Raw genomic sequence first — 19,591 nt, forward strand, 5'->3', positions numbered from 1 at the left:
TAGGCTTAATAATGGCCGTTGGAAAAGTTATTACGATTAAAAATCGACATGGGGAAGACGGGGAAGTCCGGGACGGATTTCGATCTGACCCGGACTTCGGCCTTGAGGGAGATGTGGAATGGCACAGAAGGAAATGGCGAAAAGCGAATGGCTGATGCTTGGGGCGCTGTCGCTGCTGTGGGGCGGTTCCTTCCTCTTCAACGGTATTCTGGTGAAGGCCTGGCCCCCCGTCACCATCGTCACGGCGCGTGTCGGTCTCGCCGCGATCGCTCTCTGGATCATCGTGCGCCTTGCCGGCATCGCTGTACCAAGAAGCCGGGAAGCCTGGCTCGCCTTTCTCGGCATGGGCATCCTCAACAATGTCATTCCCTTCACCCTGATCGTCTGGGGCCAGACCCATATCGCCAGCGGCCTTGCGGCGATCCTCAATGCTACGACGCCGCTGTTTGGCGTTCTGGTGGCGCATGTCCTCACGCCGGACGAAAAGCTGACGGCCAACAAGGTCGCCGGTCTGCTGATCGGCATTGGTGGTGTCGCGGTGATGATGGGGCCGTCCCTGCTGGGGCATGTCGGTAATGACGTGTGGGGCGAGCTTGCGGTTCTCGGCGCAGCCTTGAGTTATGCCTTCGCAGGCGTGTTCGGCCGCAGGTTCAAGCGCATGGGCATGCCGCCGCTGTTGCCGGCAGCGGGGCAGGTGACGATGTCGGCGTTCCTGTTGCTGCCCGTCGCCCTCATCGTCGACAGGCCATTCAGTCTGCCTGCCCCCGGTGCCGAAGCCATCTCCGCCCTGCTCGGGCTTGCGCTTCTGTCGACGGCCTTTGCCTATGTCCTGTTTTTCCGCATACTCGCAACGGCGGGCGTGACGAACCTGATGCTGGTGACGATCTTGATCCCGCCGAGCGCGGTGGTGCTGAGCGCCATCGTGCTGGGCGAACAGCTCGAGCTTCGCCATGGGCTGGGCATGGTGCTGATTGCCTTGGGCCTGGTGGCGATCGACGGACGCCTCTGGCGCCGTTTCGTTGCCCGTGGAGCCTGAGCCGCTCAATTGGCAGTGATCGCTACGGTCGCCCTAAACGCGTTAGCAGGCGAGATCGGCCACCACCGCATCCAGCACCAGCATGCCGGACGGCGTGCAGCGCAGGCGCGAATTGCCGAGGCGCTCTATGAAACCGTGTTCCAGTAAAAACTGTTCCTTGGCCGGATCGGGATCGCGGCCGGAAAGCTGCTGCCAGCGTGCAAGGTCGACGCCTTCGCGCAGCCTGAGGCCCATCAGCAGCAGTTCGTCCGCCTGTTCGTCAAGGTCGAGGATTTCCTGATCCACCATGCCGTGGCCACGTTCCTTCACTGCAGCCAGCCAGGCTTCCGGGACGCGTTCGGTGGCGGTGGCGATCTTGTCGCGCCCGCGCGTCAGCCGCCCATGGGCGCCGGGGCCGATGCCCGCATAGTCACCGTAGCGCCAGTAGGTGAGGTTATGGCGGCTCTCAGCGCCCGGTCGCGCATGATTGGAGACCTCGTAGGCCGGCAGGCCCTCACGCGCGGTGATTTCCTGTGTTGCCTCATAGAGAACGGCGGATTGCTCCTCATCCAATGTTATGAGCTTGCCGGCCTTGTGCAGGCCGTAGAAGGCGGTGCCTTCCTCGATGGTCAACTGATAGAGCGAGAGATGATCGACGGCATAGGAGATTGCCTCGCGCAACTCCTTTTCCCATGCCTCCACGGTCTGGTTTGGTCGCGCATAGATCAGGTCGAACGACATGCGTGGAAAGATCTCGCGGGCGAGCCGGATAGCCTTCAGCGCATCCGCAACGTCGTGCAGTCGTCCGAGGAACTTCAGGTCGGGATCGTTGAGCGCCTGCACCCCGAGCGAGACACGGTTGACGCCCGCTGACCGATAACCGCGGAACCGCGTCGCCTCCACGCTGGAGGGGTTGGCCTCCATGGTGATCTCGATGCCATCGGGAACATGCCAGTGACGCGCGATACCGTTCAAGATCGCATCCACCGTCTCAGGCGCCATCAGCGATGGCGTGCCGCCGCCGAGGAAGATGCTGGTGACCGTCTTTGGGCCGCTGAGACGGCGCATTTCCTGCATTTCGCGCAGGAAGGCGGAAACGAAACGCGGCTGGTCGACCGGCTGGTGGCGGACGTGGCTGTTGAAATCGCAATAGGGACATTTGGCCGCGCAGAACGGCCAATGCACGTAGACGCCAAAGCCCGGTTCACCGGTATCGGGAAGAAGGAGCGGCGTCGCTTCGGCCATCTGCGGAATCAAGCCTCCAGGCAGGTTTCGACGAAGAGCTTGAAGGCGCGTGCGCGGTGCGACAGCGCTTCCGCATCGCCGGGCTTCCAGCCGTGTTTTTCCTGGGCGGTCATTTCGCCGAAGGTGGTGTCATGGCCCTCCGGCTGGAACACCGGATCGTAGCCGAAGCCGGCAGTGCCGCGCGGCGGCCAGACAATCGAGCCTTCGACCTCGCCGCGGAAGAATTCCGTATGTCCGTCCGGCCAGGCGAGGCAGAGCACGCTGACGAAACGGCCGGTGCGTTGTTCGGGACGTGTTGCCCCTTTCTCTACAAGAGCCTTCTCGACCTTCTCCATCGCCATGGCGAAGTCGCGGCTGCCGTCCTCACGCTCGGCCCAATTGGCCGTATAGACGCCTGGCGCGCCGTCCAGCGCGTCGATCACCAGACCGGAATCGTCGGAAAGTGCAGGCATGCCGGCTGCCCTGGCCGAGGCCAGCGCCTTGATGGCGGCGTTTTCCTCGAAGGTCGTGCCGGTTTCATCCGGTTCCTCGAACTTCAGCTCAGCCGCCGACTTGGCGGAAAAACCGAAAGGACCGATCAGGTCGGCGATCTCGGCAATCTTGCCCGCATTGTGGCTGGCGACGACGATGGTGCGGGTGTCGAGCTTGCGCATTTACAAAAATCCTATTCGATATCCCAGAGCCGAGGTTCGGCGCATTCGAGACTGTTGCCCGCCGGATCGCGGAAGTAGATCGAGCGGGCGCCGTTGGGCCAGCGGAAATCCGCTTCGATTGCGGTTCCTGCGGTAACAAGGCGATCCGCGACACGGTCGAGGTTTTCGCCCGACACGCGGAAACAGGCATGTCCCGGACCGGTGGTTCCATGGTTCGGAACCGGCAAGGCTCCCGCGGCGACCGGCTTTATCGTTTCCGCGGGGTTGAAGATCAGCAGGATCCCCTTGCCGCAGCGGTAGAAGATGTGACGGTCGCCCTGCCGCTTGATCTTTTCAAGCCCGAGAACGTCTCCATAGAAGGCCTCGGCGGCATCGAGGTCAGACGCATAGAGAGCGGTCTCGAGAATGCCTTCCAGTGCGTCGCTCACCATCTTCTCCGTGGAGGCGATCCTCAGAGGATCGCCTGCTTCTGCAGGTTGACCAGTTCGCCGATGCCGTTGCGGGCAAGTCGCATCAGTGTCAGGAATTCCTCCTCCGAGAACGGAACGCCCTCGGCCGTGCCCTGAACCTCGACGATGGCACCGGTGCCGGTCATGACGAAATTCGCGTCGGTCTCGGCAGACGAGTCTTCCAGATAGTCGAGGTCGATGACCGGCTGGTTGGCGAAGATGCCGCAGGAGATGGCTGCGACGTGATCCTTCAGGACCTTCTCCACCTTCACCATGTTGCGGGCTTCCATCCACTTCAGGCAGTCGTAAAGGGCAATCCATGCGCCGGTGATCGAGGCTGTGCGAGTGCCGCCATCGGCTTGTATCACATCGCAGTCGATGGTGATCTGGCGTTCGCCGAGCGCCCCAAGATCGACGATGGCGCGCAGAGAGCGGCCGATAAGCCGCTGGATTTCCTGTGTGCGGCCGCCCTGCTTGCCGGATGCGGCTTCGCGCTTCATGCGATCGCCGGTCGCGCGCGGCAGCATGCCGTATTCCGCGGTGACCCAGCCCTTGCCGCTGTTGCGCAACCACGGCGGCGTCTTTTCTTCAAGACTGGCTGTGCAGAGCACATGGGTGTCACCGAATTTGACGAGGCAGGAGCCTTCCGCATGCTTGGAAAAATTGCGCTCGAACGAGACCTTGCGCATTTGGTCGGTTTTTCTGCCTGATGGCCGCATTGCATTCTCCTTGGATGCCCAAAGGCCTTCTAAGGTCCGCGCTTACGATTTGCAAAGAAAAAGCATGAAAGCCCTGGCGTGTCCGGAATTGTCCCATTTTTCCGGTTTGTGATTGGGCGTTGAGTGGCTATATTTCGTCCCGATGACAGACACACAGATTTCGCGCGGCTGATGACACCAACGACGACACCGTTCAAGGACGTGACGGCGTCACTGGATGATCGCTCCAGGGAGGTCTTCCGCCGCATCGTGGAAAGCTATCTGGAATCGGGCGACCCGCTCGGCTCCCGTAATCTGTCTCGCCTTTTGCCCATGTCGCTTTCCCCTGCATCCGTTCGCAACGTGATGAGCGATCTGGAAGATCTCGGCCTCATCTATGCCCCCCATGTCAGTGCCGGCCGCCTGCCAACCCAGCTTGGCCTTCGGTTCTTCGTCGATGCCTTCATGCAGGTCGGCGATCTCTCGGCGGAAGAGCGTGGCAGCATCGAGCGCCAGATCCGCCCGCCGGGCCCGGACCAGCCGATGGAAAACCTGCTGACGGAAGCGAGCCTCATGCTCTCGGGGCTTTCGCGTGGCGCTGGCCTCGTGATCGCGGCCAAGAGCGATCCCGTTCTCAAGCATGTGGAGTTCATTCGGCTGGAGCCGACCAAGGCACTTGCCGTGCTGGTCGGCGAGCATAACCAGATCGAAAACCGCATCATCGACCTGCCGGCGGGTATTACCGCCTCGCAGCTCACCGAGGCGGCGAACTTTCTTAACGCCAATCTTGCCGGCCAGACGCTTGTCGAATTGCGCAACCAGATTGAAAAGCTCAAGCAACAGGTGGCGGGCGAACTCGACGTCCTGTCCCAGGACCTCGTCGAACGGGGCCTTGCCGTCTGGTCTGGCGGCAGAGATGAGGAGAAGCCGACGCGGCTCATCGTGCGCGGGCGGGCAAACCTTCTGGAAGGGCTGGCGGGTACGGATGATATCGACCGCCTGCGGCTGCTTTTCGATGACCTCGAGCGCAAGGAAAGTCTGGTCGAGATCCTCAACCTCGCCGAGAGCGGCTCCGGTGTCCGGATTTTCATCGGTTCCGAAAACAAGCTGTTTTCGCTCTCCGGCTCGTCGCTGATCGTGGCTCCCTACCGGGATGGGGAGGATCGCATCGTCGGCGCCGTTGGCGTCATCGGGCCGACCCGGCTCAACTATTCCCGCATCGTGCCGATGGTGGACTATACCGCGCAGCTGATGGCGCGGCTTTCTCGTTCTGGGCGCTGACTTAACGACGCATGTCGGTCCGATCTCCGGCTTGTTGGACTGCAAGTCTTGATTTTTCCACGGCAAACCCTGATATCGGGCACGAATTCGAAAACAGTTCGAAACGCAAATCACTCGGAGGACGTCATGACCGACGACACCAAGAAGAATGAAACCGACACGACGGCAGCCGAAGACCAGGCCCCGGAAGCCGCGACTGAAGCGGAAGCTGCGATCGATCCCTTGGAAGCCCTGAAGGCGGAAAATTCCGAGCTTCGCGACCGCTTCCTGCGCCTTGCCGCCGAAATGGACAACCTGCGCCGCCGCACCGAACGCGACGTGAAGGATGCGAAGTCCTATGCGGTGACCAGCTTTGCGCGCGACATGCTTGCCGTTTCCGACAACCTGCGCCGCGCGCTCGACACCATTCCGGAAGAAGCTCGCGCGGCTGCGGATGCCGGGCTTGCTGCCCTTGTCGAAGGCGTTGAGATGACCGAGCGTGGCATGCTTGCGACGCTCGAGCGTCACGGCGTTCGCAAGATCGAGGCCGAAGGCCAGAAGTTCGACCCGAACTTCCATCAGGCGATGTTCGAAATCCCCAATCCCGAAGTGCCGAACAACACGGTCGTGCAGGTCGTTCAGGCCGGCTATGCGATCGGAGACCGGGTTCTGCGTCCGGCCATGGTCGGCGTTGCCAAGGGCGGCCCGAAGGCTGACGCGGCGGCCGAGCAGGCGGCCGAAAAGAACGGCTGAAAACAAAATTTCCGGATGTCATGAAAGCGCCCGAAAGGGCGCTTTTTTTATGCATCGGGATGACAGGTCAGGCGGCTGTAGATGCCTGTTCCTCATTGAGGAAAGCGTAGATGGCAGAAGCCGAATCCGTTGCGCGCAGCTTGGCGACGAGATCCTGGTCGCGGAGAACGCGGGCGATGCGCGAGAGCGCCTTGAGATGGTCCGCGCCGGCGCCTTCGGGCGCTAGCAGCAGAAACACGAGATCGACCGGTTGGTCATCGAGTGCTTCGAAATCGACGGGTGTTTCAAGCCGTGCGAACACGCCTGTGATGGCGGTAATGTTGTTCAGCTTGCCATGCGGAATGGCGATGCCGTTGCCGACGCCGGTCGATCCCAGACGTTCCCGCTGCAGGATGACGTCGAAGATCTCGCGTTCCGGGATGTCGGTGAGCTTGGAGGCTTTGGCCGCAAGTTCCTGAAGCAACTGCTTCTTGGAGTTCACCCTGAGGGCGGGAACGACCGCATCTTGTTGCAGCAAATCTGCCAAGGCCATTTCATAATCCTTCGTGTCGCCGAGACAAGAATGGGACAAGCGGCGGCGTTGGCCGCCGCTTGCACAGTGCTTATCAGGCTTTGATATTGGCGGAGTCGATCCAGCCGATATTGCCGTCGTTGCGGCGGTAAACGATGTTGAGTTCGTCCTTGCCCGGGCTGCGGAACAGCAGAACCGGTTCATCGGTCATGTCGAGTGCCATAACGGCGGATGCGACTGTCATCGTGCGGAGCTTCTTGGTGCTTTCCGCCACGATGGTGGGTGCATAGTCCTCCGGCACTTCATCATGCTCTTCGGACAGGGCGTCCATGACGGTATAGGGCACCTCGATGGCAGATGCGGCTCCACCGACGGGATGGTGATCCTTGAGCTTACGCTTGTATCGGCGCAGGCGCTTTTCGATGCGTTCTGCGGCGACGTCGAAGGCGATTTGCGGATCGTTGGCCGAGCCGGTCGCGTGGAGGTTTGCGCCGGCGTCCAGATGAACCGCGCAATCCGCTACGAACTGCGCCGCAGCCGCAGAGGACTTGGTTACGGTGATCTGGCCGGAATACCCTCCGTCGAAGTACTTCGTGACCGCTTCTCCGATCCGCTCTCCGATCCGCTGACGGAAGGAGTCGCCGATTTCCATATGTTTGCCGGATACACGCACACTCATGGAGTTTCCCTTCATACTTATAGTTGGTTTGCAGGCGTCAGTTTACGCCAAGCGACGCACGCATCCAAGCTCTTCAAGCGGTATTGTCGGTCTCTATCCCGTGTGCCGGGCCTCTTGTCGGGGGTAAGATTGAGTGATTATGAACCCGTATCGATCGGGGCGGGCTTCTAGCCGCGCCTCTGGCAAAAGTCAACAGTCTCTTAATGTTGCATCAACTTATGGAGGTGTCCATGCACCTTTAGATTGCCGTCGCCTTCGCCATGGCCCGTTTTTCACGGCGCCTCTGGACGGAGGATGGGATGTTCATGGCCTCGCGATACTTTGCCACAGTCCGGCGAGCGAGATCGACACCACCCGATTTGAGGCTCAGCACGATATCGTCATCGGAAAGAACAGCTTCGGGGCTCTCCTGGGCGATCATCATCCTGATGCGGTGACGGACGGCCTCGGCCGAATGGCTGTCACCGCCTTCGGCCGAACCTATTGATACGCTGAAGAAATATTTGAGTTCGAACAGGCCGCGCGGCGTCAGCATGTACTTGTTCGAGGTCACCCGGCTGACGGTCGACTCGTGCATCTTGATCGCGTCGGCGACGGTCTTGAGGTTCAGCGGACGCAAGTGATCGACGCCGTGCTGCAGGAAGGCGTCCTGCTGGCGCACGATCTCGCTTGCCACCTTCATGATGGTTCTTGCCCGCTGGTCGAGACTGCGGGTCAGCCAGCTGGCATTCTGCATGCATTCCGAAAGAAATGCCTGGTCGGCGTCCGTGGTGGCGCCGTTGTTGCCGACTTCCGTCGCATAGTTCTGGTTGACCAGCACCCGGGGCAGGGCGTCGGCATTGAGTTCGACATGCCAGCCGGCATCGGCTGCCGGACGCACGACGATGTCGGGGATCACTGTTTCGAGAGAACCGCCTTCGAAGCCGCTACCCGGCTTGGGATGCAGCTTGCGGATTTCTGCCAGCATGTCGATGAGGTCTTCCTCATCGACGCCGCAGAGCTTTTTCAGCAAGTTGAAGTCGCGCTTGGCCAGAAGCTCGAGATTGTCGACCAGAGCCGCCATCGCGGGGTCAAGCCGGTCGCGTTGCCTCAACTGGATCGCAAGACATTCGCTGAGGGAGCGAGCGAACACGCCGGGCGGATCGAGCGTCTGCAGCACTTCCAGCACGGCCTCGATATCCGCGAGTTCGTTGCCGAGGCGTGTCGCGATCTCATCGAGATCGGCCCTCAGGTAGCCGGCTTCATCGAGATGGTCGAGAAGGGCGGCCGCAATCAGTCTGTCGCCCGCATTGACGAGTGCGAAGGGAATTTGCTGGTTCAGATGGTCGCGTAAGCTTACCTGTCCGGCCACAAAGTCATCGAGGTCGTAGGCCTCACCGCTTTCGCCGGTGCTGCCCGGCATCGATTTCCACTGCCCCAGCAGCTCGGGTGCATCGGCGCGGGTGGCGGAGGCCTCGTCAGAAAGTGCGGAGTCGAAATTTGAATCGAGGCGCTCGTTCAGGCTGTTTGCCTGCCCCGGCTCATACCAGTCGCTGGAGAGAGCGAATGCCGACTCGTCGTCCACTTTTGCCGTCTCTACATTCGCCTCCGGCTCGCCGCCGGACGAGGAGTTCGCGCCCAAATCTGCGTCATCTGACGCTAATTCGAGCAGCGGGTTTTTTTCGACTTCCTGGGAAATGAACTGGATGAGTTCGATATGCGTCATCTGCAGCAACTGAATGGATTGCATCAGTTGCGGAGTCATGACGAGCGATTGGCTCTGGCGCAGGAAAAGATTGGCTGACAAAGCCATGGCGGACGCGAAACTCCCCTACAATCCCTCCGGATTCCCCGCGCCGCAGGCCGCGGCGGTCGGGGAATTTCCAACTGGCCCAAAAATTGCTTTTTTATCGGGTTTGGTCAAGCCGAACTATGGTTGGCAGGAGAATTTCTTGACGGCTGAGCCTATCAGAGGCTGAACTTGTCGCCAAGGTAGAGACGGCGAACGTCCGGATTGTTGACGATGTCGTTGGCGCGACCGTGGGTCAAGACCTCGCCGGCATGGATGATATAGGCACGATCGATCAGGCCAAGCGTTTCACGGACATTGTGGTCGGTGATCAGCACGCCGATACCACGGGCTGTCAGGTGGCGAACGAGATTCTGGATGTCCGACACCGAAATCGGGTCGACGCCGGCGAAGGGCTCGTCGAGCAGCATGAAGGTCGGATCGGTCGCGAGCGCCCGGGCGATTTCAAGGCGGCGGCGTTCACCGCCCGATAGTGCAACGGCGGCCGATTTGCGCAGCTTCTCGATGTGAAACTCCGCAAGTAGTTCGTCGAGCTTGGCTTCGCGCTTCTTGCGGTCCTTTTCGTGCACCTCGAGAACGGCACGGATGTTGTCCTCCACAGAAAGCCCGCGAAAGATCGAGGCCTCCTGCGGCAGATAACCCACGCCGAGGCGCGCGCGACGGTACATCGGCATCCCGGAGACGTCGTTGCCGTTGATCGCAATGGTTCCGACGTCGACGGGCACGAGTCCCGTGATCATGTAGAAACAGGTGGTCTTGCCGGCGCCGTTGGGGCCGAGCAGACCAACGGCCTCGCCGCGCCGCACGACGAGCGAAACGCCGTTGACGACCCGTCGATTGTTATAGGTCTTCGTCAGACCGTGGGCGATCAGCGTGCCTTCGTAGCGTGTCTTGTCTCGACGCATTTCTGCGTCGAACTGCGACTGCGACTGTTCTGCGCGACCGTTGCCGAGCAAGCCTGAAAGAGCGGGAATTTTCACGTCCGGGCCGATACTATTGCTTTTTCTGGGATTTCGGGTCGAGCTGGATCTGAACGCGCCCGCCACAAGCATCCAGTTTGGCTTCTCCGGAATTCATCTGTACCGTCAGCTTACAGCCGACGAAGACGTTCTGGCCCTCGGACAGCACGACCCGGTCGCCCTCGAGGGTGAAGACCTGGCTATCCATGTCGAAATGCCCGCGGTCGGCGGTTGCCTGCTGCGTGCCCGAAGACAGGAAGACCTTGTCCGTCACATCGATGTTCTCGATGTCGGCGTTGCCGCTTGTCACGCTGGTGCCTTCCCCGCGGTACTTGACCGTCATGTTGCCGGACTGCAGCGTGGTCGTGCCCTGCACCACCTTAACGTTACCCGAAAACAGGGCCGTCTTGTCCTGTTCCCGGATTTCGAGCTGGTCGCTTTCGATCTGGATCGGTTGATCGTTGGAGAGCTTCAGCCCGTCCATCTTGCTCTTGGTCGCCTGGGCGAACGCGCCTGTCGGCGCGGCAAGCGGAATGAGGCCCGTCGCGACAAGCAGGCCAGCCAGGGTGAGCGTTTTGTAAATACTGCAGCAATGCATGACTGGTCCGGCTCTCATTTGTCCGTCTTGTGAATAGTGGAGGGATCGAGGTTTACCCGAACACCTCCTGAAAAACTGATAACGCGTCCCTTATCCGTTATCTTGAGCGCCTGCGCAACAATTGCCGCTTCATTCGCCTTGATGGTCACCTGATCGGTGGTCTCCATCGAACCACCCTTGATATTGAGGTGGGCGGAATTGAAGCTTGCCTCGAGCCCGGAGCTGAGCTTGATGGTGAATGGCTTGTCCATATCAAGCAGGTCGGACGAGCGGTCGAATATGCCGCTCAGCGCCTTCACCATGGCAACCGTGTTTTCGTTCAAGGGAACAGCGGCAGCAATGGTTTCCAGCGCGATGATGTTCGGGTTCTTGATATCCTGAAGCGCCCGTTCGGCGCGCATGGAGTAATTGATACCATCCGAATTACGGCCAGCGATCGCCGGCTTTTCCATCACGACCTTGCCATTTTCGATTTTGGCCGATTCGATTTTCAGCTCTTCCGGCAGGTAGGCGCGGATGACCGATACGCCGACGAAGGCAAGCGAGATCACGAAAGCTGAAACCGGCAGGAGCACTTTCAGGCGACGCACGCGTGCCGAATGGCCCAATGCCGCACGATAGGCAGCGTCTTCCGGCTGGCGGCCGGCTGGCGTCGCGTTATCGTCGGTGCGTTTCAGCATGAGTGAAGCCTGTTCGGTAGGGTTGCCGGAGGCGCTGTCGCATAATCCGGGATCTTTTACATTATCGCATATGCTTGCCAATATGGAAATTCCGGCTGGAGATACAAGCTCGTCCCCTGTGACGCAAGACTTCGCCGATACGGAGGCGTGTTTCGTTCTAGTGGAAGGCAAGATCGTGGCGAGGTTGATTATCCGCGACGATTGTGATGTCTTAGCACGGCTTTGCGGCGGCGTCTGGCTGCGCTAAGTTGTTCCTTGACGGTCCTTTTTTGGTTTGGCACCCTTGGAGCGTTCGTATTTTTCAAGAAGGTTTTCGAGGGGGCAGGCGTGATCAAGTCGGAACTGGTGCAGATAGTCGCAGCGCGTAATCCGCATCTCTATCATCGCGATGTCGAAAACATCGTCAACGCCGTGCTCGACGAGATCACCGACGCGCTTGCGTCCGGTAACCGCGTGGAACTGCGCGGGTTCGGCGCATTCTCCGTCAAGAATCGCCCCTCCCGGTCCGGCAGGAACCCGCGCACCGGCGAAACCGTCTTTGTCGAGGAGAAGTGGGTTCCCTTCTTCAAGACCGGCAAGGAATTGCGAGAACGCCTCAACCCCGGCATGGCCGACGAGGGTGATGACTGAATGCCGGCGGGGCCGGTAGCCCTGAAACGGGGCTCGCCCGTCTGGTCGCAAATGGTAATGTGAGCTGAGGCGGTCACCCCGCCGGGAGTCTTCGATGGTCAGGAAAATCGTCGGTCTGGTTATCTTGGTTCCGCTTGCAGTAGTGCTTATCGTCCTGTCCGTGGCCAACAGGGAGATGGTGCGGCTCGCGCTCAACCCTTTTCAGCCTGATGATCAGATGTTGTCGGTGTCCGCGCCGTTCTTCGTCTTTATATTCTCTGCGGTGATCCTGGGTCTGTTGCTCGGTTCGGCCGTCACCTGGCTTTCCCAGGGCAAATATCGCAAACGTGCACGCAACGAAGCCCGTTCGGCCGTGCGCTGGCAGGCTGAAGCCGACCGGCACAAGACACGCGCCGAGGAAATCGCCGGCAGCACCCTTCCGCGGATTCAGGCCAAGTAGGCTTGCGATTGGTCGCTCCCTTGCGGCCGTTCGCAACGAAAGCGCTTTCGCACGGCTTCCCGGAGTGCTATGGCCCGGCGCTTGAGTTCGGGCAAAAGATACAAGATGTAGGATATGGGCGTGAAGAACAGGGACCGCCGACCGACGCGCAGTGGACCGGGCGGCTCTACTTCCGGCCCCACCCGGTCGGGTTCGCGTAACGGCAAGGATGCCGCAAAGGCTTCTACCGGCAAGGGACGGGACGAACGGCCTCGCGTTACTGACAAACGCCCCCCGCGGGCAGAAGCCGAGGCCACTGCGGCCAAGGTGGCGGTTGAGCCGGCGCGTGCGCTGATCGTTCGCACCGGCGAACGCCCCGCCGAGCGTGTCCCGCTGATCCTCGAATCTCCCGGCGCCGGCGACTTCCACCTGATCGACAGTGGCGAAGGCCTGAAGCTTGAACAGTACGGCCCCTACCGTATCGTTCGCCCCGAGGCGCAGGCGCTCTGGCCCAAGGCGCTGCCGGCGCATGTGTGGGAACGGGCGGATGCCATTTTCACCGGGGATACCGATGAAGACGGCATGGGCCGCTGGCGCTTCCCCCGTGAGGCGCTGGGCGAAACCTGGCCGTTGTCTCTGCTCGGCATCGATTTCCTTGGACGCTTCACCTCCTTCCGTCATGTCGGCGTGTTCCCCGAGCAGATCGCCCACTGGACATGGATGAAGGAGCAGGTCGAACAGGCTGGACGACCGCTCAAGGTGCTGAACCTGTTCGGCTATACCGGCGTTGCTTCTCTGGTTGCCGCATCAGCAGGCGCCGAGGTTACGCATGTCGATGCCTCGAAGAAGGCGATCGGCTGGGCGCGCGAAAATCAGGCGCTGAGCCGTCTGGATAAGGCGCCGATTCGCTGGATCTGCGAGGACGCGATGAAATTCATCCAGCGGGAAGAACGTCGCGGCAGCCGTTATGACATCATCCTGACCGACCCGCCGAAATTCGGCCGGGGTCCCAATGGCGAGGTGTGGCAGCTTTTCGATCACCTGCCGCTGATGCTCGACATCTGCCGGGAACTGCTGTCGCCGAAGGCGGTCGGATTGGTGCTGACGGCCTATTCGATCCGTGCGAGCTTCTACTCGATCCATGAACTGATGCGCGAAACCATGCGCGGCAAGCGCGGCATCGTCGAATCCGGCGAACTGGTGATCCGCGAAGCCGGTCTTGACGGCAAGACGCCGGGCAGGGCGCTTTCCACCTCACTTTTCAGCCGCTGGGTGCCGAAATGAACGACGATTTCAGGAACGAAGGCGCAAGGCGTGTTGGCCAGGTGAAGGAGATCACCAGCCTTGCCAACCCGATCGTCAAGGATATCAAGGCGCTTGCGCTCAAGAAGGCGCGCGACGAAACGAAGACCTTCATGGCCGAAGGCCTGAAGCTCGTGATCGACGCGCTCGAACTCGGCTGGACGATCCGTACGCTGGTCTATTCCAAGGCCGCCAAGGGCAAGCCGTTGGTCGAGAAGGTTGCCGCCCGCACGGTTGCTTCGGGCGGTCTGGTGCTGGAGGTCTCCGAAAAGGTCATGTCATCGATCACTCGGCGCGACAATCCCCAGATGGTAGCGGGCATTTTCGACCAGCGCTGGAAAGCCCTGAAGGATGTGAAGCCGGTCGGTAGCGAAACCTGGGTTGCTCTCGATCGGGTGCGCGATCCCGGCAATCTCGGAACCATTATCCGCACGGCCGATGCCGCTGGCGCTTCTGGCGTCATGCTGGTCGGCGATTGCACCGATCCGTTTTCGCTGGAAACGGTGCGGGCGACGATGGGTTCGCTCTTCGCTGTTCCGTTGGTGCGGGCGAGCGCCGCGGATTTCCTGAAATGGAAGGGCACATGCGGCGCGCGCCTCGTCGCGACCCATCTCGCCGGTTCCGTCGACTATCGCACCATCGATTATCGCAGCAAGCCGGTGATCCTCATGATGGGCAACGAGCAGTCGGGCCTGCCGGAGGACCTGGCGGGTGCGGCGGACGCTCTGGCGCGCATACCGCAGACCGGGCGCGCAGACTCGCTCAATCTGGCCGTTGCGACCGGCGTCATGCTGTTCGAGGTACGCCGCCATCTCCTCACCCTCGACGGAAGCCGATGACGACATTTCTGGAAAGACTGACACGGCCGTTCCCGGCCTTCGTGCTGATCGTACTGATGCTGATCTTCGACCAGGCGATCAAATACGCGGTGGAACTCTATCTGCCACTGAACGAGGCCGTGCATGTCGTGCCGATGCTGGCGCTTTATCGCACCTATAATCTCGGTGTTGCCTTCTCCATGCTGTCGGACACGAGCGGCTGGTTCATCGTCACCCTCAGGCTCACTATCGTGATCTTCGTGCTGTGGCTATGGCATCGCACGGGTCGTGAACATCATCTGGCGCATCTGGGTTTCGCGCTGATTATCGCCGGTGCGCTCGGTAATTTGATCGATCGCTTTCTTTACGGTCATGTTATTGATTATATACTCTTCTACACACAGACGTGGTCTTTCGCGGTTTTCAACCTTGCAGACAGCCTGATCACCATCGGTGCCGGGTTTATTCTGCTGGATGAGGTGTTGGCCCACAGACGTTCGAAAGAGTAGGTTTCGTCGGTGCCGCAAATGGGATACGAAGTGGCGGTGTCGAGATGTGTTTTTGACGAATAGACGCCCGAGTTGTGTGACGATTCCTGTCACTTTCCTGTCGTACAGCCGTGGTTTATGACCGCAAGCTTAACCTGGACGAGTCGCGATGAGCATTGAACTTCTGGACCGAAAGTCCCTGCTTGACGGCGGCTCCGCTTCCGCTGCTCCTGGCCAGTCCGTATCCGAGGGCCTTTACGGCCGCATCGGCTCGCTGGAGACGCGCCTCGCCCGCAATGAGCGCGAGATCGACGCCGCCCAGGCCGTGCGTTACAGGGTGTTCGTCGAGGAAATGAAGGCTCAGGTTGCTCCGGAGGCGGCCCGACTCCAGCGTGATATCGATTCCTGGGATGCCGTCTGCGATCACCTTCTGGTGGTCGATCGCGCGATCGAGGGTGATCCGGAAGACCAGATCGTCGGCACTTATCGCCTGCTGCGCCATGACGTTGCGATGGTGCATGGCGGCTTCTATTCGGACTCGGAATTCGCGATCAGCGAACTGGTTTCCCGTCATCCTGAAAAGCGTTTCATGGAGCTCGGTCGCTCCTGTGTGCTGCCTGCATATCGCACCAAGCGCACGGTCGAACTGCTCTGGCAGGGCTGCTGGGCCTATGCGCTGCAGCACCGTGCGGACGCCATGTTCGGCTGTGGTTCTTTCCCGGGGGTTCACCCGGAAGAGCATGCGCTCGCCTTGTCCTTCCTGCACCACAATACCGGTGTTCGCGGCGAATGGACGGTTTCGGCAAAGCCCGAGCTTTACCGTGAGATGGACCTGATGCCCGTCGAGGCTATCAATGCACGTAAGGCACTGTCTGCCATGCCGCCGCTGATCAAGGGCTATCTGCGCCTCGGCGCGATGGTCGGCAACGGCGCGGTCGTGGATCACGCCTTCAACACCACCGATGTGTTGATCGTACTTCCGATCGCCAGCATTTCCGGCCGCTATGTGAACTACTACGGCGCTGACGCTGGCCGTTTCTCGAGCTGACGGCCTTTCGCCCGCTGGATCCCCCTCCGGGAAATAGCCGCGGGCGAATCCTGTTCACCAATCATTCCGGCGGGATCGCACGAGGATCGAACGGCAGGTCTGCCCTACGGCGCTCGTCCATGGCTGCAATCTGCGGATGGCTGAGCGGGTCGCGGATCCCCTCCGCACAGAATTCCGATCTCTGTTCCGAACTGCGGAAGAGGTTGAGGAAATTCAAGAATATCTTGAGCATACTTTGGCCTCCCATTCCCGGCGGATGCTAAAAAATGCGAGATTTCAGCGGTATAATCCCGGATGCAGGCTCCATCCATTGATGTATTCCGCAGAGGTATGTAGATTTTCTACATGCGCAACCTGAATGTGATCACCCTGAATGGCTTGCGGGCGGTGGAGGCGGTCGCCCGCCTCGGCTCGTTGCAGGCTGCCGCAGATGAACTCGGCGTCACCATCGGCGCCGTCAGCCAGCAGGTCATCAAGTGCGAGACACAACTGGGGCGAACCCTTTTCGCAAGGGAGCCGCGCGGTCTCGTGGTGCTGCCGGGCGGGCGCGATTTCGTGGCGCGCCTGACAGAAGCGTTCGGCGGAATTTCCCGCGCAGTGGAAATAGTGCGCCACGAGCGCGATGACGTCCTGACGATCTCGGTCGCACCCGTCTTTGCCGCGCGATGGCTCGTGTTCAGGCTGGGCCGCTTTGCCGAGCGTCATCCGGATATCCGCATCCGGCTCGACGCGACCGACCGTCTCGCCGATCCGAATGTCGGTGATGTCGATCTCTGTATTCGGGTTGGAAGGGGACGCTGGCCGGGCGTGCGGGCCGACCTTCTTTTGCAGCAGCGCGTCTTTCCCGTCTGTACGCCGGCGCTCGCTGCCGGTCTTGCTTCGCCCGCGGATCTTCTTGATATGCCGTGGGTCGTGGATGCACGCGCTCTGTTTTCACGCGATGTCTGGCTTGAATGTGCGGGATTGCCCGTCGGTCGGGTGACGGGGCGGCATGTGTTCAACGAGGCGTCGCTCTGTCTTGATGCGGTGATCGCAGGCCAGGGCGTCATGCTGGCATGGCAGACGCTTGCATCCCATGCGATCCAGAGTGGACAGCTTGTCGTGCCCTTCGGACCCTTCGCCGCAACCGGCGACGGACATTATCTGGTCACGGCCGAAAACGCGCCCCACGATCCGAAGGTTGAGGCCTTCGGGGCTTGGTTGCGCGAGGCGCTGGCTGCGGACATGGCGGCTCTCGAAGGTTTCGTCCGGTCGACGGGTATCGATCCGGACGAAAGCGCCAAGGCTTAGAGAGCGTTATAGGCCGCCATCATTGCCATGTTGACGATGTCGGTGTCCTTGGCGCCCATCTGGGTGATCTGGACGGATTTTTCGAGACCCACCAGAAGCGGCCCGATCACGGTGGAACCACCGAGTTCCTGCAGCATCTTGGTGGAAATCGCCGCGGAGTGGATCGCCGGCATGACGAGCACGTTGGCCGTGCCCGAGAGACGGCAGAACGGATACTGCTCCATGCGGTGGGCGTTGAGCGCGACATCGGCGCCCATTTCCCCGTCATATTCGAAATCGACCTTGCGCTTGTCGAGGATCTTGACCGCCTCGCGCAGCCGTTCCGAGCGCTCGCCGGTCGGGTGGCCAAAGGTCGAGTAGGCCAGAAGCGCGACGCGCGGCTCATAGCCGAAGCGATGCGCGACGTGGGCGGCTTCCTCGGCGATATCGGCAAGCTCTTCCGCCGTCGGCATGTCGTGTACGGCGGTATCGGCCACCAGCACGGTGCGTCCACGCGTCAATGCCAGCGAAACGCCGATCACGCGGTGGCCGGGCTGCGGATCGATGCAACGGCGGACGTCCTCCAGTGCGGTCGAATAATTGCGGGTGGTGCCGGTAACCATGGCATCGGCATCGCCCAGCGCCACCATGCAGGCGGCGAAGTGGTTACGATCCGTATTGATGAGACGCTGGCAGTCGCGATGCAGGTAGCCTTTGCGCTGCAGGCGGGAGTAGAGATATTCGGTATAGGCCTCGACGCGCCTAGAGACGCGGGCGTTGACCAGTTCGATGCCGGGCCGGTCGAGATCGATGCCGGCGCGTTCGGCGGTCGCTCTCAGCGGTTCGTCGCGGCCGAGCAGGATGGCGGTGCCGAGCCCCTGGTTGGCAAAGGCGATGGCAGCACGCATCACCTGCTCTTCCTCGCCTTCGGCGAAGACCACGCGCTTCGGATTTTCACGAACACGCTCGTAGAGCTGCTGGGTGGTCGCGGCGATCGGGTCCTTGCGGGCGGAAAGTTCGCGCGCATAGGCATCGAGATCGCTGATTTCCTTGCGTGCCACACCGGTTTCCATCGCAGCACGGGCAACAGCCACCGGGATGGAGGAGATGAGGCGCGGATCGAAGGGGACCGGAATGATATACTGCGCGCCGAAACGTGGACGCTGGCCCTGATAGGCTGCGGCAACGTCATCCGGCACGTCCTCGCGGGCAAGTGCCGCAAGCGCCCGGACGGCCGCAATCTTCATGGCGTCGTTGATCGAGGATGCGCGCACGTCGAGTGCGCCGCGGAAGATGTAGGGGAAGCCGAGCACATTGTTGACCTGGTTCGGATAGTCCGAACGCCCGGTCGCCATGATGGCGTCCTTGCGGATTTCTGCGACTTCCTCCGGCGTGATTTCCGGATCCGGATTGGCCATCGCGAAGATGATCGGGTTCGGCGCCATCGAGCGGATCATGTCGGCCGAGAACGCACCCTTCTGGGAAAGGCCGAGCACGACGTCGGCGCCTTCCATGGCTTCCTTCAGCGTACGGCGGTCCGTTTTGACGGCGTGGGCCGATTTCCACTGGTTCATGCCCTCGGTGCGGCCTTGGTAGATCACGCCCTTGGTGTCGCAGAGAATGACATTTTCGGGATTGAATCCCATGGCCTTGATGAGCTCGATGCAGGCGATCGCAGCTGCGCCCGCACCGTTGCAGACGAGCTTTGTCGTCTTGAAATCGCGGCCGGTCAGTTCCAGTGCGTTGATGAGGCCGGCGGCGGCGATGATCGCGGTGCCGTGCTGGTCGTCATGGAAAACCGGGATGTCCATCAGTTCGCGCAGGCGCTGCTCGATGATGAAGCAGTCGGGCGCCTTGATGTCCTCGAGGTTGATGCCGCCGAAGGAGGGGCCTAGATAGCGCACGCAGTTGATGAACTCCTCGACATCCTGGGTATCGACCTCAAGGTCGATGGAATCGACGTCGGCAAAGCGCTTGAACAGGACGGACTTGCCTTCCATCACCGGCTTCGAGGCGAGCGCGCCGAGATTGCCGAGGCCAAGGATCGCCGTACCATTGGAAATAACGGCCACCATGTTGCCACGGGTGGTGTAATCATAGGCGGTGGCGGGATCGGCGGCGATGGCCTTGACCGGTACTGCGACACCAGGGGAATAGGCGAGCGACAGGTCGCGCTGCGTAGCCATCGCCTTCGTCGGCGTGATCTCCAGCTTGCCCGGACGTCCCTGTGCGTGGAAATCCAGCGCTTCCTGTTCTGTAACGGAGGTCTTGACGGCCTTCCCGTGATCCTTGTTCGGCATGTTCCCTCTAACCTTGTTGTGGGCAGCCA

23 protein-coding genes are annotated in these 19,591 nt (G+C 61.0%); 11 read left to right on the forward strand and 12 right to left on the reverse strand.

The features are described 5' to 3' along the window. Positions 1–118 precede the first annotated feature (118 nt). Complete coding sequence (locus H4I99_RS11285; protein WP_163903057.1) at positions 119–1,036, forward strand: DMT family transporter; 918 nt, start codon at positions 119–121, stop codon at positions 1,034–1,036. A 42-nt stretch (positions 1,037–1,078) separates the two neighbouring features. Here H4I99_RS11285 and hemW read toward each other — a convergent pair whose 3' ends face one another. From hemW to rph, 4 genes are read right to left on the reverse strand one after another with little or no spacing between them, the layout of a single operon-like run. Then, a complete protein-coding gene (gene hemW, locus H4I99_RS11290) occupies positions 1,079–2,260 on the reverse strand; it encodes a radical SAM family heme chaperone HemW (RefSeq protein WP_163903059.1) in 1,182 nt (393 codons plus the stop codon). A gap of 8 nt (positions 2,261–2,268) precedes the next feature. Then, positions 2,269–2,913: an RdgB/HAM1 family non-canonical purine NTP pyrophosphatase gene (gene rdgB / locus H4I99_RS11295; protein ID WP_163903061.1), complete on the reverse strand. Its 645-nt coding sequence runs from the start codon at positions 2,911–2,913 to the stop codon at positions 2,269–2,271. Positions 2,914–2,924: 11 nt separating this feature from the next. Further along, positions 2,925–3,344 carry a VOC family protein gene (locus tag H4I99_RS11300; RefSeq protein WP_186663292.1) on the reverse strand — a complete coding sequence of 140 codons (420 nt, stop codon included), beginning with the start codon at positions 3,342–3,344 and terminating at the stop codon, positions 2,925–2,927. A gap of 20 nt (positions 3,345–3,364) precedes the next feature. Then, the gene (gene rph, locus H4I99_RS11305; RefSeq protein WP_163903063.1) at positions 3,365–4,081 is read right to left on the reverse strand and encodes a ribonuclease PH; all 717 of its coding nucleotides are present in this window, start codon (positions 4,079–4,081) and stop codon (positions 3,365–3,367) included. A 171-nt stretch (positions 4,082–4,252) separates the two neighbouring features. Here rph and hrcA point away from each other — a divergent pair, with 171 nt between their 5' ends. Both hrcA and grpE read left to right on the forward strand, forming a co-directional pair. Then, positions 4,253–5,341, forward strand: a complete 1,089-nt coding sequence (gene hrcA, locus H4I99_RS11310; protein WP_163903065.1) for a heat-inducible transcriptional repressor HrcA — start codon at positions 4,253–4,255, stop codon at positions 5,339–5,341. Positions 5,342–5,413: 72 nt separating this feature from the next. After that, positions 5,414–6,073, forward strand: coding sequence for a nucleotide exchange factor GrpE (grpE, locus tag H4I99_RS11315; protein ID WP_425314381.1), 660 nt, complete (start codon positions 5,414–5,416; stop codon positions 6,071–6,073). A gap of 67 nt (positions 6,074–6,140) precedes the next feature. Here the strand turns inward: grpE and ptsN are convergent, their stop codons facing one another. The 6 genes from ptsN to lptC all read right to left on the reverse strand — a co-directional run bounded on the left by ptsN (position 6,141) and on the right by lptC (position 11,289). After that, positions 6,141–6,605, reverse strand: coding sequence for a PTS IIA-like nitrogen regulatory protein PtsN (gene ptsN / locus H4I99_RS11320; RefSeq protein ID WP_099056363.1), 465 nt, complete (start codon positions 6,603–6,605; stop codon positions 6,141–6,143). Positions 6,606–6,678: 73 nt separating this feature from the next. Next, a complete protein-coding gene (gene hpf, locus H4I99_RS11325) occupies positions 6,679–7,263 on the reverse strand; it encodes a ribosome hibernation-promoting factor, HPF/YfiA family (protein WP_099056364.1) in 585 nt (194 codons plus the stop codon). Positions 7,264–7,501: 238 nt separating this feature from the next. Then, positions 7,502–9,055, reverse strand: coding sequence for an RNA polymerase factor sigma-54 (rpoN, locus tag H4I99_RS11330; protein WP_163903068.1), 1,554 nt, complete (start codon positions 9,053–9,055; stop codon positions 7,502–7,504). Between the two features lie 155 nt (positions 9,056–9,210). Next, a complete protein-coding gene (gene lptB, locus H4I99_RS11335) occupies positions 9,211–9,957 on the reverse strand; it encodes an LPS export ABC transporter ATP-binding protein (protein ID WP_163906044.1) in 747 nt (248 codons plus the stop codon). Positions 9,958–10,045: 88 nt separating this feature from the next. After that, positions 10,046–10,609, reverse strand: coding sequence for an LptA/OstA family protein (locus H4I99_RS11340; RefSeq protein WP_163906046.1), 564 nt, complete (start codon positions 10,607–10,609; stop codon positions 10,046–10,048). A 14-nt stretch (positions 10,610–10,623) separates the two neighbouring features. After that, positions 10,624–11,289 carry an LPS export ABC transporter periplasmic protein LptC gene (lptC, locus tag H4I99_RS11345; protein WP_163903070.1) on the reverse strand — a complete coding sequence of 222 codons (666 nt, stop codon included), beginning with the start codon at positions 11,287–11,289 and terminating at the stop codon, positions 10,624–10,626. Between lptC and H4I99_RS11350 the strand changes: the two genes are divergently transcribed. The 7 genes from H4I99_RS11350 to olsB all read left to right on the forward strand — a co-directional run bounded on the left by H4I99_RS11350 (position 11,288) and on the right by olsB (position 15,993). After that, a complete protein-coding gene (locus tag H4I99_RS11350; RefSeq protein ID WP_163903072.1) occupies positions 11,288–11,536 on the forward strand; it encodes a hypothetical protein in 249 nt (82 codons plus the stop codon). The two genes, lptC and H4I99_RS11350, sit on opposite strands and share 2 nt — an antisense overlap. 80 nt (positions 11,537–11,616) lie before the next feature. Beyond that, a complete protein-coding gene (locus H4I99_RS11355; protein ID WP_099056368.1) occupies positions 11,617–11,919 on the forward strand; it encodes an integration host factor subunit beta in 303 nt (100 codons plus the stop codon). A gap of 94 nt (positions 11,920–12,013) precedes the next feature. Next, positions 12,014–12,358: a DUF1049 domain-containing protein gene (locus tag H4I99_RS11360; RefSeq protein ID WP_163903074.1), complete on the forward strand. Its 345-nt coding sequence runs from the start codon at positions 12,014–12,016 to the stop codon at positions 12,356–12,358. Between the two features lie 114 nt (positions 12,359–12,472). Beyond that, complete coding sequence (locus tag H4I99_RS11365) at positions 12,473–13,621, forward strand: class I SAM-dependent methyltransferase (protein WP_163903075.1); 1,149 nt, start codon at positions 12,473–12,475, stop codon at positions 13,619–13,621. Continuing rightward, positions 13,618–14,478 (forward strand): TrmH family RNA methyltransferase, encoded by an 861-nt coding sequence (locus H4I99_RS11370; protein WP_163903077.1) that lies wholly within the window; start codon positions 13,618–13,620, stop codon positions 14,476–14,478. Before H4I99_RS11365 ends, H4I99_RS11370 begins: the two co-directional genes overlap by 4 nt. Then, positions 14,475–14,966, forward strand: coding sequence for a signal peptidase II (lspA, locus tag H4I99_RS11375; protein ID WP_163903079.1), 492 nt, complete (start codon positions 14,475–14,477; stop codon positions 14,964–14,966). The genes H4I99_RS11370 and lspA overlap by 4 nt, the downstream gene beginning before the upstream one ends. Before the next feature lie 148 nt (positions 14,967–15,114). Then, the gene (gene olsB / locus H4I99_RS11380) at positions 15,115–15,993 is read left to right on the forward strand and encodes a l-ornithine N(alpha)-acyltransferase (protein ID WP_163903080.1); all 879 of its coding nucleotides are present in this window, start codon (positions 15,115–15,117) and stop codon (positions 15,991–15,993) included. Positions 15,994–16,054: 61 nt separating this feature from the next. On the opposite strand, the gene H4I99_RS11385 is transcribed toward olsB, so the two are convergent. Then, positions 16,055–16,225 carry a hypothetical protein gene (locus H4I99_RS11385; protein WP_164490813.1) on the reverse strand — a complete coding sequence of 57 codons (171 nt, stop codon included), beginning with the start codon at positions 16,223–16,225 and terminating at the stop codon, positions 16,055–16,057. Positions 16,226–16,338: 113 nt separating this feature from the next. Between H4I99_RS11385 and H4I99_RS11390 the strand changes: the two genes are divergently transcribed. After that, entirely contained in the window at positions 16,339–17,283 is a 945-nt protein-coding gene (locus H4I99_RS11390) for a LysR substrate-binding domain-containing protein (RefSeq protein ID WP_163903082.1), read from the forward strand. Here H4I99_RS11390 and H4I99_RS11395 read toward each other — a convergent pair. After that, on the reverse strand, positions 17,280–19,562 hold the full coding sequence (locus H4I99_RS11395; RefSeq protein WP_163903084.1) for an NADP-dependent malic enzyme: 2,283 nt from the start codon (positions 19,560–19,562) through the stop codon (positions 17,280–17,282). The genes H4I99_RS11390 and H4I99_RS11395 overlap by 4 nt on opposite strands. Positions 19,563–19,591 lie beyond the last annotated feature (29 nt).

The sequence above is a fragment of the Paenirhizobium daejeonense genome, from assembly GCF_014280875.1.
GTDB classification, from domain to species: domain Bacteria; phylum Pseudomonadota; class Alphaproteobacteria; order Rhizobiales; family Rhizobiaceae; genus Allorhizobium; species Allorhizobium daejeonense.